This window comes from Acaryochloris thomasi RCC1774 (assembly GCF_003231495.1).
Classification (GTDB): Bacteria; Cyanobacteriota; Cyanobacteriia; order Thermosynechococcales; family Thermosynechococcaceae; genus RCC1774.
The window spans coordinates 98,427-112,499 of record NZ_PQWO01000004.1; the positions used below are offsets into that span (position 1 = coordinate 98,427).

Annotated in this window: 11 protein-coding genes; 4 read left to right on the forward strand and 7 right to left on the reverse strand. The window is 49.7% G+C overall.

All coding sequences use genetic code 11. The annotated features are described in order from the left end of the window. Nucleotides 1-336: 336 nt before the first annotated feature. Nucleotides 337-1,710, reverse strand: coding sequence for a tRNA uridine-5-carboxymethylaminomethyl(34) synthesis GTPase MnmE (gene mnmE / locus C1752_RS08125; RefSeq protein WP_110985566.1), 1,374 nt, complete (start codon nt 1,708-1,710; stop codon nt 337-339). Here mnmE and C1752_RS08130 point away from each other — a divergent pair. Then, on the forward strand, nt 1,704-2,375 hold the full coding sequence (locus C1752_RS08130; RefSeq protein WP_110985823.1) for a L,D-transpeptidase family protein: 672 nt from the start codon (nt 1,704-1,706) through the stop codon (nt 2,373-2,375). The genes mnmE and C1752_RS08130 overlap by 7 nt on opposite strands. A gap of 289 nt (nt 2,376-2,664) precedes the next feature. On the opposite strand, the gene prfB is transcribed toward C1752_RS08130, so the two are convergent. After that, nucleotides 2,665-3,778, reverse strand: a protein-coding gene (gene prfB, locus C1752_RS08135; RefSeq protein ID WP_110985567.1) for a peptide chain release factor 2 whose coding sequence is annotated in 2 segments (ribosomal slippage) — nt 2,665-3,705 and nt 3,707-3,778 — 1,113 coding nt in all. Because the reading frame shifts where the segments join, the coding sequence is not laid out codon by codon here. A gap of 171 nt (nt 3,779-3,949) precedes the next feature. Between prfB and C1752_RS08140 the strand changes: the two genes are divergently transcribed. Both C1752_RS08140 and C1752_RS08145 read left to right on the forward strand, forming a co-directional pair. Further along, on the forward strand, nt 3,950-6,016 hold the full coding sequence (locus tag C1752_RS08140; RefSeq protein WP_110985568.1) for an NAD(P)/FAD-dependent oxidoreductase: 2,067 nt from the start codon (nt 3,950-3,952) through the stop codon (nt 6,014-6,016). 61 nt (nt 6,017-6,077) lie between these two features. Beyond that, nucleotides 6,078-6,569 carry a hypothetical protein gene (locus C1752_RS08145; RefSeq protein WP_146242300.1) on the forward strand — a complete coding sequence of 164 codons (492 nt, stop codon included), beginning with the start codon at nt 6,078-6,080 and terminating at the stop codon, nt 6,567-6,569. Between the two features lie 256 nt (nt 6,570-6,825). On the opposite strand, the gene C1752_RS08150 is transcribed toward C1752_RS08145, so the two are convergent. The 5 genes from C1752_RS08150 to C1752_RS08170 are packed head-to-tail and all read right to left on the reverse strand — an operon-like array spanning nt 6,826 to nt 12,512. Beyond that, nucleotides 6,826-8,580: a putative bifunctional diguanylate cyclase/phosphodiesterase gene (locus C1752_RS08150; RefSeq protein ID WP_110985570.1), complete on the reverse strand. Its 1,755-nt coding sequence runs from the start codon at nt 8,578-8,580 to the stop codon at nt 6,826-6,828. A gap of 2 nt (nt 8,581-8,582) precedes the next feature. Then, nucleotides 8,583-9,590, reverse strand: a complete 1,008-nt coding sequence (locus C1752_RS08155) for a nucleotidyl cyclase domain-containing protein (RefSeq protein WP_146242301.1) — start codon at nt 9,588-9,590, stop codon at nt 8,583-8,585. Nucleotides 9,591-9,594: 4 nt separating this feature from the next. Then, complete coding sequence (locus C1752_RS08160; RefSeq protein WP_110985572.1) at nt 9,595-10,095, reverse strand: Rab family GTPase; 501 nt, start codon at nt 10,093-10,095, stop codon at nt 9,595-9,597. 13 nt (nt 10,096-10,108) lie between these two features. Next, complete coding sequence (locus C1752_RS08165) at nt 10,109-11,854, reverse strand: OmpA family protein (protein WP_110985573.1); 1,746 nt, start codon at nt 11,852-11,854, stop codon at nt 10,109-10,111. 34 nt (nt 11,855-11,888) lie between these two features. Further along, on the reverse strand, nt 11,889-12,512 hold the full coding sequence (locus tag C1752_RS08170) for a hypothetical protein (protein ID WP_110985574.1): 624 nt from the start codon (nt 12,510-12,512) through the stop codon (nt 11,889-11,891). A 519-nt stretch (nt 12,513-13,031) separates the two neighbouring features. Here C1752_RS08170 and C1752_RS08175 point away from each other — a divergent pair. Continuing rightward, complete coding sequence (locus tag C1752_RS08175) at nt 13,032-14,057, forward strand: rod shape-determining protein (protein ID WP_110985575.1); 1,026 nt, start codon at nt 13,032-13,034, stop codon at nt 14,055-14,057. The last annotated feature ends 16 nt before the right edge of the window (nt 14,058-14,073 follow it).

The following is a 14,073-nucleotide window of genomic DNA, read 5'->3' on the forward strand; positions in this document are numbered from 1 at the left end:
TCCAGAAATTTGCCGAGATGCAAATGAAAAATCGATTGCTCGTGAGCAAGTCTAGACAGGTATCTCAGCAGAAAACTCATGAGTTATCCAAGGGCCCTATCAGGCAAACCTCCGGTCTATATTCTCCTGTCGGGCGTTATCAGGCGTTTCACCACCCAACCCATCAATGCTTGTTAACTCAGTATTCTGAAAGCAAGCAGTCTAAAAATTAGCTCTCTTGAGATGAAAATCAATAAGTCATGCATCGGTAAGAGCAGGATTGGAGCAATCACCGCCAAGATATTCTACGTCTCCATAATCCTCTAAATAACAGGTTAGTGATTCAGACTTTTTCTCTTACTTTCCAATACAGAAGCGGCTAAAAATACGCTCCAAAACTGATTCGGTGGCTTCCTCCCCTGTGATTTCGCCCAAAGCATGAATAGCTCCACGTAGATCAATCGTCCAGAAGTCGAGGGGGAGCTGATCTGCGATCGCAACCAACACAAACTCCAAAGATCCCTTCGCCTCAGTCAGCGCTGCCGCCTGCCGCTGATTGATGGCAACATCTAGATCCGCCGCCTGCAAACCGGCTTGAGTAATAGCGAGAATAGCCTGCTCTAAATCTTCAATCCCTTGTTGCTGGGCGGCCACTGTGGTTACAACTTGGGTAATAGCTGCCGGATAGTGAACCTGATCGGCATCGGCAAGATCGACTTTATTGATCACCAACACGAGCGGGCGATCTTGGACGGTTTCGTAGAGCTGCTGATCGGCCTCGGTCCAGCCGGATTCAGCATCCATCGTGAGTAAAATTAGGTCGGCGCTTTGGGCTGCAGTTTGCGATCGCAACACCCCAATCTGCTCCACTGGGTCCAAAGTCTCCCGAATTCCAGCAGTATCCAAAACCTGCACCGGAATGCCCCCGACCACCAATTGCGACTCCACCACATCTCGCGTGGTCCCCGGCAGCTCAGTGACAATAGCGCGATCGCTCCGACTCCAGGCATTGAGCAAACTCGATTTACCCACGTTGGGACGACCGACAATCGCCACTTTTAACCCTGACCGCAGTAGCTCTCCCTGGTCGGCAGTGCCTAAAATGCGCTTCAGTTCGGTGGCAATCTGCCTCAGTTCTGCCTGTACCTGTGCCTCATCAAGGGGTGGCAAATCATCTTCAAAATCAATGCGGGCCTCGATTTCAGCCAGCACATCTAAGCAGGACTGCCGCAACTGACGAATCGGCTGCGCTAATTTTCCCTGTAGTCCGGCTAAAGCGGTCTGGGCCGCTTGTGGTGACTGTGCGCCAACGAGATCAGCAATGCTTTCCGCTTGGGTCAGATCAAGACGGCCATTCAAGAAGGCTCGGAGAGTAAATTCTCCTGGTTGTGCTAACTTTGCTCCGGCTTGAATGCAGGCCTGCAAAACTTGCTGCACAGCAATGATGCCGCCGTGACAGTGGAACTCAACCACATCTTCGCGGGTGTAGGAGCGAGGTGCCAGCATCAATAGCAGAAGGGCTTCATCGATGATTTGCCCCTCAGAGTCTTGGATGTGCCCGTAGAGGATGTGGTGGCTCTCCCATTTTTGGTGACCAGGGGCGTGGAAGAGGTGGGTTGCGATCGCAACTGCCTCCGGCCCCGACAACCGCACGACCCCAATACTGCCCTGCTGGGGAACGATAGCGGTAGCAATGGCGACAATGGTGGTAGTGGAGGTTGCAGATGGCACAGCGGAAGATTGTGGTGGGGGTACTGATCCTATCGGGAGCAGCCGGATTGTATGGGGTATTGAGTCGCTTGGGCTACGTGACGCCCGTTTCGGCTCTCCCCAGTGTATTGTGTTTCGATGGCTGTCTGTCTGCAGAGGCAATGCATAAGCTACCGGCAGAGAAAGGACTTTTGAACGGCGATGCAGCTCTTACAAGTTTGCTCGGGACAGATACTCCCAATAAACAGAATATTTCGGTGCTGATTGAAAAGGCCAAATATCGACTGACTATCTACGACGATCGCCAGCCCATCAAGTCCTATCCGATTGTGTTGGGGTCAGCGCCGACGGGGGACAAGCTGAGAGAGGGCGATCGCAAAACCCCTGAGGGTATCTTTCGGATCCGCGATCTGTATCCCCACGAGAGTTGGTCGAAGTTTCTGTGGCTCGACTATCCCAACAAAACCTCATGGCGTAAGCATCTAGCGGCCAAGCGATCAGGCAAGTTAGATTTGTCCGCTACGATTGGCGGTGAGGTTGGTATTCACGGTGTACCAGAAGGCAACGATGCCTGGATTGATGCTCGGCAGAACTGGACCTGGGGCTGTCCTTCGCTGAAGAATAAGGATATTGATGAAATATACAACGTTGTACAAGTCGGCACTGTCGTTGAGATTGTGCCCTAGAGGCTTAGTTAGGGGAAAATTTAAATACCAAAGAAAATAGAGGACGCTTTATACGCTGTAGATATTAAACGTCAACTTATGCCCTTGAGCGTATATTTAACTTTTGAAGAACGGTAGTCCTCATCAAAAGTTGAGACCGTAATCAGGCTCTGAGAAGTCTTGCGTTGAACTGGGTACAACAAACCTCATGAAAGCAGTGAAATCTCAAAATTCACCCTGCTGGCTGAGATTGCCACCTCGCTTTAAGGTGAAACCCTGACGTCAAAAAATGACGACTGCAAGGCAATTATTACTCTGCGGTCATCTGGGTCTCCTGCCGGAGGTAGGCTTCGATAAAGGGGTCTAGAGCACCATCCATGACGTTCTCAACGGCGGTCGTTTCTTCATTCGTGCGCAAATCTTTGACCATTTGGTAAGGATGAAAGACATAGTTGCGAATTTGGCTGCCCCAAGCCGCTTCCACCATGTCTCCGCGAATGTCGGCGATCTCTTGGGCCTTTTGTTCTTGGGCAATGATCAATAGTTTGGCTTTGAGCAACGCGAGGGCTTTCTCTTTGTTCTGGAGTTGCGATCGCTCCTGCGTACACCGCACCGCCAAGCCTGTTGGTAGATGAACAATCCTCACCGCCGTCTCCACCTTGTTGACGTTTTGTCCTCCCTTGCCGCCAGAAAGCGAAGTGGTAATCTCTAGATCTTTATCGGGGAGATCTACCTGTACCTTTTCATCAATCTGGGGCATAATCTCGACCCCAGCAAAGCTTGTCTGGCGTTTGCCGTTGGCGTTAAAGGGCGAAATGCGGACTAATCGATGGGTTCCCTTCTCCGATTTTAGATAGCCGTAGGCGTAGCGACCGCTAATCTCTAGCGTGGCAGATTTGAGGCCGGCCTCGTCTCCCTCAGAGATCTCTGCGAGCTGCACCTTGTAGCCTTGGCGCTCAGCCCAGCGAGTATACATGCGTAGCAGCATCTCAGCCCAGTCTTGGGCATCCGTCCCACCTGCGCCAGCATTGAGGGTGAGAATAGCCCCATTCTGATCGTAAGGACCGGCTAACAGACGCTGTAGCTCCCACTGGTCGAGCTGTTGGCCGAGTGTTGTCAGATCAGACTCGGCCTCGTCAAGGAGTGCCTGATCCGTTTCCAGTTCCAGGAGCTCTAAAACAGCTCTGGAATCTTCTAAAGTGTCCTGCCACTGCTGGAGCTGGTCAATACTAGCCTTGAGATCATTGAGATTCTGGAGTGTTTTCTGAGCGCTATCTTGGTCATCCCAAAAATCAGGCTGGGCTGCAAGCTGTTCTAGATCAGCAATTTGAGCATTCAGGGCAGGTAGGTCAAAGATAGTCCTGGGTTTTACCCAGGCGATCAGAGAGTGTCGCGATCTCGCGTTTAAGATCTAAGGCTTCCATTGGCGAAGGCAGTCCATCAACAATTTTTTGATTGTAGCGGACACAACTGTCCCAATTTTTGCCACAATTGTTTGTAACATTTGTTTAAATAGTTATCAGCTTAACAACAGATGCCATTCTTAACGACTGTTAAGCTCGCGACTAGTCCTCTACTCCTTTCCCATCTTGGGTATGAAAGAACTCTCCTATCTCGAAATTCCGACCCCAGATACTGCTGCCGTGAAGACTTGGCTGCAGCAGTCTTTTGAGCCAGCCGGACTGAAAATTTCAACTTCTGCAGGCTGTCGGATTCGAGACCTTGATGGCTCTGGAGAGTTAGCTATTGTGGCTTGGTCCCTGCAGCGCACCACTTATCTCAAGGTTTTTCGCTGGAGTCAGCAGCCTGTGAAGCAGGAGATGCGACTGCTTAAGCAGCTTGAAAAAGAGCTGCGGGCAGACTTCCCGTATCGATATCCAGAACTGCCAACCTTTGATAGAGAGCAGACTTCTATCTTTGAGGCGTTGGCAACGGATTACCCTGAAACCGTCAAGTATTTTCAGCGGATGCCGAATGGGGAGTATGACCTCACCCGCGCCTATTGGTGGGAGCAGCGCTGGAAAGAGGGAGTGCGCCAGCCCCAGACGCCTCGCCAGATTGTGTTCTCGCATCGAACGGCTGCGGAATTTCCTGATGCACCTGCCTATGATCTGATTTATTTGGGCGGCGCTTTAGGCGTTGTTCATGCTGCCGTGATGGCGCGTTTAGGGTACCGTGTTTTGCTGATTGAGCGATTGCCCTTTGGTCGTATGAATCGAGAGTGGAATATTTCTCGCAATGAGTTTCAGAGTCTTTTAGATTTAGGGTTGTTTACGCAGGCTGAGTTTGAAAGCTTGATTGCCCGTGAGTATCGTGACGGGTTCCATAAGTTTTTTGATGGCAATAATCCTGATCACTTGAAGTCTTCGGTGTTGACAACGCCAACGGTACTCAATATTGCCCTCGATTCTGAGAAGTTACTCCGCCTGTGTGGTGAAAAGCTCCGCAAAGCGGGCGGTGAGATTTGGGATCAAACCGAGTTCACGCGGGCTGATGTGACGCCCAAGGGTGTGACCTGTACAGTAACTGAACTGCAGACTGGCCAAGAGAAGCAGGTGACGGGGCGATTCCTCGTGGATGCGATGGGTACGGCTTCCCCAATTGCGTGGCAGCTTAATGGTGGTCGCTCTTTTGATAGCGTGTGTCCGACGGTGGGGGCTGTTCTCAAGGGACTCAATCAAGAAGTCTGGGACTCTGAATATGGCGATGTTCTGAACAGTCATGGCGATATTTCGCGTGGGCGTCAGCTCATCTGGGAACTCTTCCCGGCCGCGAATGATGAGCTGACGATTTATTTATTCCACTATCATCAGGTACATCCTGATAATCCAGGGTCACTGCTGGAGATGTTTGAGGATTTTTTCACAATTTTGCCGGAGTATCGTCGCTGTGATCTGGACGACCTCACCTGGATTAAGCCAACTTTTGGATATATTCCCGGTCATTTTAGTGGCGATAGTCGCGATCGCAACATTGCCTTCGACCGCCTCGTCGCCATCGGCGACTCTGCCTCTCTACAGTCCCCCTTGATCTTTACCGGATTTGGATCCCTAGTTCGTAATTTGCCGCGCCTGACGGACCTACTGAACACTGCTCTCCGTCACGATCTCTGGCAGGCCAAACACCTAGAGCAGATTCGCGCCTATCAGAGCAACATCGCCGTCACCTGGTTATTCTCGCGAGGCATGATGGTGCCGACTGGTAGACATCTGCCACCCGCACGAATTAACTCAATGCTCAACACGTTTTTTGAAATACTGGCCCAGGAATCACAACCTCAGGCCGAGGCCTTTATCAAAGATCGGTTTGGTTGGCTACCGCTCAATAAAATGGCCCTCAAAGCTGCCTGGATGAACCCGATCCTGCTGTTCTGGATTTGGTCAGTTGTGGGTGCCCGTGACTTTCTGCGCTGGATGGGCAGCTACTGGAGCTTTACTGTTGCTAGCCTATTGAATACTCTCTTGCGTACCTGGTTTCCGCAGTTCGTACGGCGAGTGCAGCCCTGGGTTGAGAATCGAGTACCCACGCTGTGGCTGTGGCTGTTGGCCCGCAGCTACGCTGTGACCTATTCTGTCGGACAGCCGAGGGTTGAGCAGTCGCTTCAGCCCGAAATTACCTGTACAGAGACAAAGCCGCTGGTGGCCGAGTCTCGCTCTTCGTAGGATGGGCAAACGCGCTGGCCCTGTTCTACTGTTTCTGCTTCTGTTTATTTGGCCACCGCTGATGGCATTCTTACTCACTTGGGTGGGGATGGCGACGGGATGTGAGGTGACGGGAGAGGCTCACTGTTCTGTTGCGGGGCTAGACATTGGCTGGGCCATTGAAGGACTGCTAAATATCACTTGGGATTTCCCGCTGTTTGGTTTTTTCCCAGTGTTGTGGCTGGTCGTTGTCATCGTGAGCTTGAGTGTTATTCACCATCGCTTGCGAGGATGCGCCCGTCCATTTTTGGGAATATTGAGCATCTGGTTTCTTCCAGTGGCACCCAGTCTCCTCGGCTACTTTTATGTGGCGCGTCTGGCTGAGTTAGGTGAGTGTCAGATTGGCCAACAAGGCGTGAATGATTGCTGGGTCTTTGGCGTCAATATGGGGGATGTTTTTGCGACAGCTACGCTGGTGCCTTGGTTTGCTGTGGCTGTGGTGCCAGCTAGTTTGGTGATTTCCTTGGTCTATTTAATGTTGACGTGGTTGGTGCAGCCTCGATGGTCTGGTTGAGGGCAAAATCTGAAAAATTGTGTGGTCTCGTAGGGTGCCAAAATCTGAGGCTGTGCTCAAAATTTCTCAACGGTTATCTCAGGCTAGATTTCTCCGTTCAGTCTTCTGCAGGCGTGACCGGTCATCTCGTTCGGGGTACTCACAGACTCGATGTGATAACGAGAACTCAGCACGTAGAGGCTCGCCAAGAAGCAACAATAGTGTCTTTGAATAAAGTGCACTCATACCAGCTCACTCCATTTCACCGCTTTGGTCATTATGTTGTGTTGTTAGTGAATTGTTGCTGTTGACTGAGCAATTGAGCGGCCCGAGTGCCGTTTAAAGGACCAGCAAGGAAATAGCCTTGGGCGTCATTACAGCCCACCTTTGCCAACGCCTGCAGTTGCTGATTGTTTTCTACACCCTTTGCACTGACCTTGATCTTTAGCTCATGGGCTAGTTGGATAATCAGACCTACAGCAGTCTGATATTGTGGCTGACTGTGCATCAAAGAAGTAAGACAGGATGGCGCCAACTTCAACGTATTGAGTGGTAGCTGCTGTAACGCATTCATCGCTGCATAGCTACCGCTAAAGTCATCGACGCATAGCTGAACCCCTAGCGCTCTCAGCTGTTCTAGAACAAGGCGAGAACGAGTGAGATGCTTGAGCAAGACCTGCTCATGGAACTCCAACTGCAGGTGTTGGGGCTTGATATTCGTTTCTTTGAGAACTTGAGAAATTTGCTGTGCTAAATGCGGCTGTTTGAACTGGACCGCTGATACGTTGACGCTCACCGTTAGAAAAGCGTGCGTCACCTTACACCACTGCTGAATGCGAAAACAGGCTTCACGCATCAGCCAGAGGTCAATGGCACTCATAAGCCCAATGGACTCTGCGACCGGTAGAAATTTTAAAGGGGCAATGGAGCCGCGCTGTGGATGGAACCAACGGACGAAAGCCTCAAAACCTTCGATTACTTCACCTTTAATGGTCAGAATTGGCTGGTAATGGATCTGGAGGTCCTGATCGCCTACGGCCTGGTACAGATCATTCTCAAGTTGAAACTGCCTCACGGCTTGGTGGTGCATGAATGGTTCAAATATGACCAGTTGTGCACCACCCAAAGTTTTTGCTTGCTCCATTGCTGTGTGAGCATCACGCCAAAGATCTTGAGCCTGCTTATACTCCTCACGGCTACGCGCCAAACCCATGTTGGCTGAGATAACAACCTCTTGATTGTTGAAAGTAAACGGAGATTTCAGTACTGTTAAAATCCGATTAGACAGATGAGTGACCTGCTCAAAGCTGACCACATAGGGGAACAAAAGAGCGAACTCATTGCTGTCACAGCGCGCCAGTACAGTCTCTGGAATCAAATATTCTTTGATGCGCCAAGCAAACTGGACAAGTAGCTGCTCGCTAGCGACGTGCCCTAAACTGCTCGCCAGCAGATTAAACTGATCAATGGAAATCATGAGAATTGCTGACTGGCCAGCTTTATCCTGCCGACAGATCTCAAAAGCTTGCGTGAGCTGTAGAGAAAGATATGTTTGATTGGGTAACCCTGTTAAGGCATCGTAAAAAGTGCTGTTAACAAGCTCTTGGCTGTTCTGCCTCCGGTCTGATGAATAACTGAGCGAATTCTCCCTCGCTTTCTGAATAAGAGCTCCCTTTTCGTTAGCGCTAGCTTCTTGGGCTGCAATTAAGAGCAGTTGCTTCGTACCCACCGCTAAGATTGACGCTTCCAGATATAGTGTCTCACCTGCTTGAGTTTGCTCTGACCACAGCCCTGATTTTGCAATCTGCTGAGCTGCATGAGGCCATTGAGTCTCAACGTCGGTTAAGAAATACTCTAGAAATGGAAAAACTTCAGATAGACAAGTGCTAGGCTGGCCATTTAATAATTCTGGCTTGACATCCGCAAGCCAAGCTGGCATTTGACCTACACTCTTGAAGTTCCGATCTGTCACCTTCTCATAGGTTGCGATGCCAAGGGCTGCTAGTAGTTCCGAAGTAATGGGATGACTCATACCTAAGGACGACAGAAGTATATTGTCATTGAACTAGAATCCTTGAAAGATAGCTCTGATTGGGTAAAGGTATCTTGATCGCGGGTCAAGTGGCTAAAGGTTTGGGCGTCGATCATCAGTTCTCTGGGGCGAATATGGCCTGTCAAGCCAATAATTTCAGGCATTTGAGGACTGATCAATCCCATACTTTGGTAAGGACTGGCGCGCAACAGACCTAAAGCTGATTTCCCCGATGTCACCATGGCCCCGGCCTCAAAACTTATGTCTAACTTAGATAGTGGTTTGTTTGTTGGGGAGGGGATTGGTTCAGATCCTGCGCTCAAAATCTCTCGACCTGCTTCAACAGCCTGTTGGGCAGGAGATAGCGGCACGGGTACTAAACCAAAGATTGCTAAAATCGTACGTCCCATCTGGGCAGTAACAACCCCCGAACGATCAACAACGGTTGTCGTTACTGCCGCAAAATATGTCTCAATGGCCTGAATGACGGTCATGGGGGCTGCTGCCTCAGCATCCATTAATGGGGTGATTGTGATGTTGAGAATCGCAACATCGACGAGAGCAGAGAAATGAGAATCATCGGCGTTGAGCGAAGAGGGGCGGCTCTGAAAAAGAGACGAAAGATGCCGTTTCTGTTGTTGAGTCTTAAGGGCCAGATAATTTCCCTGCTGCTGCAGTTCTAGCTGCTGCTCTTCTGCCTCACTGCCGTCCAGAAGTAAGATCCAGTCGCTGTCAGTTGCAGGAACAATATGAATGTCCATTGAGCGTCCCTGCTGATCCTTTACCAGGGGTAAAAAAATAGGGTCATTTTCTAAAGGAATGAGGCCGGTTAAGACGTCAAGGCTATTGTGGGCAGTATCTCCTCGCTGTAACGTCTGTAACTCGTAATGTTCAAGCTGCCCACCAAGTTCTAAGATGGTGCCGTTTGCATCAACTCTGAGGTAGGCAGGCAAATATTGTTCTGCAATGTAGTCACAGATATGTTGAGCGAGTGGTGAGGGAAGGGTCACTATACTAACGGTTAACCATTTGGGTGGCTAAACTGTGAAAGCATTCTTCAACCCCAAGCCCTGCTTTCGCGCTGCTTTTGATCACAGTCCACTGACTGTCTTTAGAAAGCTGTTCAATGGTTTGCTCATCGAGTTCCCATTCGCTGGTCAAATCAGACTTATTCAACATCATCATAATCGGTACATCACCAATCTCTTTCTTTATTTCAGCTTGAAGAGAGATCGCTTTATCTAAGGTTTCACTACGTGTCCCATCAACAACAAGGATATAGCCTGATGAACCTCTGAGATAAGACATCCTGATCTCTTGAAATTCATCTTCCCCATGAATATCCCACAGGATCAAATTGACCGTTTGCTCTCCAATTTGCATGGTTTTCTTGTCAATCTTGACGCCCACGGTTGTTTGATATTTGTCAGAGTAAATACCTCTAACAAACCGTGAGACCAAGCTTGTTTTCCCTGTCGCGAAGGCACCAATCATGCAAATCTTCTTTTGCAGCATATATGAATCAAAGTTATTCCAAAGTTACCTTAAACGAAACTCGGCGTTCTGACAGACCCTGCTCTTGTGTTTGAGGACCTTGAGCAGCTCCAAGGGGCTTTATCTTCAAAATCGATGGGCTGATTTGACGACGCATGAGACGCTCTCGAATTGCATTGGCTCGTGCCTGACTGATTAAGAAGTTCTCACGCTCTGTTCCTACCCTATCAGCTCGCCCTTCGATGGAGAGGATAAGCTTGAGGTTGAGGGCGGTTGCGAGCTGTGTCGCGGCTTCCACATCCTGGGCAAGCTGTTGAAATACAGATTCGCTGGTAGGCAGGGGTTGCGATCGCCCTTCGTCGAACAAAATATTGCGTCCTTCAATTTGCTTTTGTAGGCGATTAAGAGTTTGCCGTTCAGCAGGCTTGAGCTGTTCTGTGCTGATCTGCATGACGCCAGGAATCTGTAGAGCTTGTTTCTGTAGCTGCGCGATCCAGTCTTGCTTTGCGGTGCCTGCTGCTATCAGCGTATTCTGCCCATCAACGGAGAGGGATACTGTCGCAGGAGGCTGGAGGCGCTGCTCGGCTCTGGCTTTTACTAGCTCTGGATGAAAAGAAAGGTATGGCTCCCAGGTTGTTTTGACTTTTTGCGGGTTTATCTTGTTGGGTTCTGCGAGGGAGAGCGGATCGACGGCTAGAGGGTCGCGCATGCCTGAAATCAAAATCTTGCGGTTTTTCAGCTTGCTGTCTACGATAACCAGCCCCGGTCGCTGCTGCAGAGTTGCTACATAGTTACCCATCACTTTGCGGCGTTGATAGACGCCAAAGAGCTGCCAGCCTATGCCCAGCAGAATTAGGCCAAGGAAGAGCCAAGCTAGCGGGGAAAGAGAGCGTCGCTTGGGTTTAAATTGAGCCTGTAGACACTCTTGTAGATAGGGCTGGCTTTGGGCAAAGGCGGTGTCGTCTCCCTGAAATTGCTTGAGGTCTTGGCTGCAAACAAGATGAATCTTTTCTAGGACATCCTGAAATAATCCCCGAATGTCTTGGGGGGCTGTTCCCCGAATGACGCAGGCCATCAGCGCTTGGGGACCTTCCTCAATCCAGACGGTGAGTTCGCCGAATTGGAGGGTCTCGAGAGAATCTCCCCCCTCAACACGAAAGGAGTCTTTAATAAAGTCTTGAATAGCGGTCAACATAGCTGAGACGAGGTCTGCATCCTGGGCAATCACTGTGTCAGCGACAAGCTGCTGCAGCAGAAGGCCGGTATCTTTATGAATAAGCAGGACCTGCTCCACTTGATAGAGGAGGGTGCGCAGCAGCACAATCTCGGCGAAAGATTTACCGGTTCGTGCGGCTTCGATACGCCATTGAAAGCTTTGGAGAGACAGACTATGCTCTAGTCCTTCATTTAGAGATTGCGTTAAGTTCTGCAGAGCGGCGGAAACAGCTTTACGCGTTGCTGGACCAATGACGGGGAATAGCGCTTCGGACAGAATATTATGATCTTGATTGACGGAATTTCGAATGGCATCTTCAACGGTGGGAACGGCGGCAGTGGTTAATTTCCCCTGGTCTTCAGCACTCAGAATGATTGCCTCTGGCAAGGCGCGGCTGATATCTTCTGGACGCAGCTTGAGATTCATGATCCGAGCCTGCAGTTCTGGTCCTAAGAGAAGCGATCGCAACTCATCAAGACTCTCTCCAGACTCATCAAGATGCTTATCCGGCTTATCTTGATTGTGCTGGGAGGATGGATTGTTCTCGGATGACAGATCGTGCATGAAGAAGTCTCAAGCGTTCCGTGTGAGTGGGCGGTTAGTCAGCCTGGAGGCGTACCGACATTTCACCAAAGAACGATGCTAGGTTTGCTCGATCCGTTTTATCCACTGTATGCAGAATTGCAACTTCTCTTTCTACAATTGTGAGCAGCTCATTGTACTTTTGAATGCTGTCAGCACTTAGCTGATTGCTTTGCTCCAACAATTGCTTCCGCAGGCTGCGCTCACTCTCAGTTGTTCTCTCATCAAGCTGACTGAGCTTTTGCTCCAGTGCTTTCGTTGCTGAGAGCTGTGCTTGCTCAAGTCTTTCGGCGTTATTAGCCTGAATTTGCTTTGTCTCTTTGATTTGCTCACTCAAAGAACCCACTTCCTGTTGAATGTAGCTTTCTAGAGCGTCAAGACGCCGATTAACATCGCTGCGTAAAGTATTACATTCTTGCTCTAGACGCTCCTCTAGGCGAGCAAATCGTTGATCATGAGTACGAACCTGGCTACCAAACAAGATCTCTCTAATCTTCTCTAAATTATGCAGATCTGGCGGTGCATCACTTATACCTTGTACAGTCATGACATTTTCATTTTGATCATGATTCATCTGCGCAAGGCTTTGCTGCTCCTGATTGTTCGATGTGTCATGGTTCTGTTCGTCATACTGCGTCATGATTTCCCCCTTGAAAAAGACAATTTAAGCATTGCATGAAGACAATCACACACTCATCGATGTTGATTGAGAGCAAGTCAAAACTACTGCCAGACTTGCTCTCAATCAAGATGTCTTTTAGGCATTGTCTGCGATACAGGTATTTATCACTGCAATTGCTCAGGTCATATGCTTATTATTGCATGCTCCTATGGCAGCATGAGAGACCTGCAGAGCAAAGAAATTTTGCTTTCTTACGGCAGCGGCAGCGATTTTTAAACTACGAAAAAAAATAATCGTGCAGGTCTGTAAGGATGGCTCAGCGTTGCTCTATTCACGCTCGTGCCCAATATTGAACTATAATCCTTTGCTGGAGGTTAAAGTCGCACCTCTGAAGCCTCTATAGCCTATCTGTCTGTTGCTCTCAGATAATGCTGCCCAAGATCGATAGGATTCTCAGTTCTCTCCATACTACGGCCTTTTCAAACAGCCGGTTGCGAACGCCTATCCTGATCTTTCTCGTCCGTAGGAGCACTTAACTTGGGTTTGTTCAACCGTTTTTCCTCAGACATTGGTATTGATCTAGGCACAGCGAATACCCTCGTCTATCTTTCGAATCGAGGAATTGTGCTGAGAGAGCCGTCAGTGCTAACACGAGATCCGAACACTCAAGAGCTTCTCGGGGTTGGCAGTCAAGCCGAAGCCATGATCGGTCGAACGCCTGCAGAAATTGAAGTTGTTCATCCTCTGCAGGACGGGGTAATTACCCAGCCTAAAGTGGCACAACTTCTGCTAGAGCATGTGGTCAGAGAGGCACTCAACGGGCGATCTCTCTTGCCCCCCCGCGTTGTCATTAGTATGCCGATGGGGGCCAGCAGTGTTGAACGGCGTGCCTTGTTTGATATTGCCGGTCAAATTGGCGCACGAGAGGCCTACCTGATCGAAGAGCCAATGGCAGCGGCCATTGGTGCTGGTTTGCCGATTACCACCCCTGTCGGTAACCTGGTCATTGATATTGGTGGTGGCACCACAGAGATTGCAGTTCTAAGCTATTTAGGAGTTGCCGTTAGTCGGTCTATTCCGATTGGGGGTGATCTACTTGATCGCACCATCATGCAAAGGGTGAAGCAAGATCACAGTCTTTTGATTGGCAAATTGATGGCAAGATCCATTAAACATCAGCTTGCTGCGGTCTATCCTAACTCCGTCTCAGATCAGCAAGAGATGGAAATTAGAGGGCTTGATCTGCGCTCAGGTTTACCCCGGTGGTTTAATTTACGGGGTGGAGAAGTACGAGAATATGTATCTGCTTCTATTGCCACTATCGCCACCAGCATCAAGCAGGTCTTAGAGAAAACCCCGCCAGAGCTTGCCGCTGATATCCTAGAGCGCGGCATGATATTGACGGGGGGCGGGGCTTTACTCAAGGGAATCGACCTTTATTTAAGTCGAGAGGTGGGGCTTGTGGCTCAGGTTGCCCCAGACCCTCTAGACTGCGTTGCACTAGGAACAGGAATAGTGCTTGAACAGTTTCCAGAAATGAAGCGGGTCTTGCTGAGTTCTTAAGTTACCCTGTCTTTAT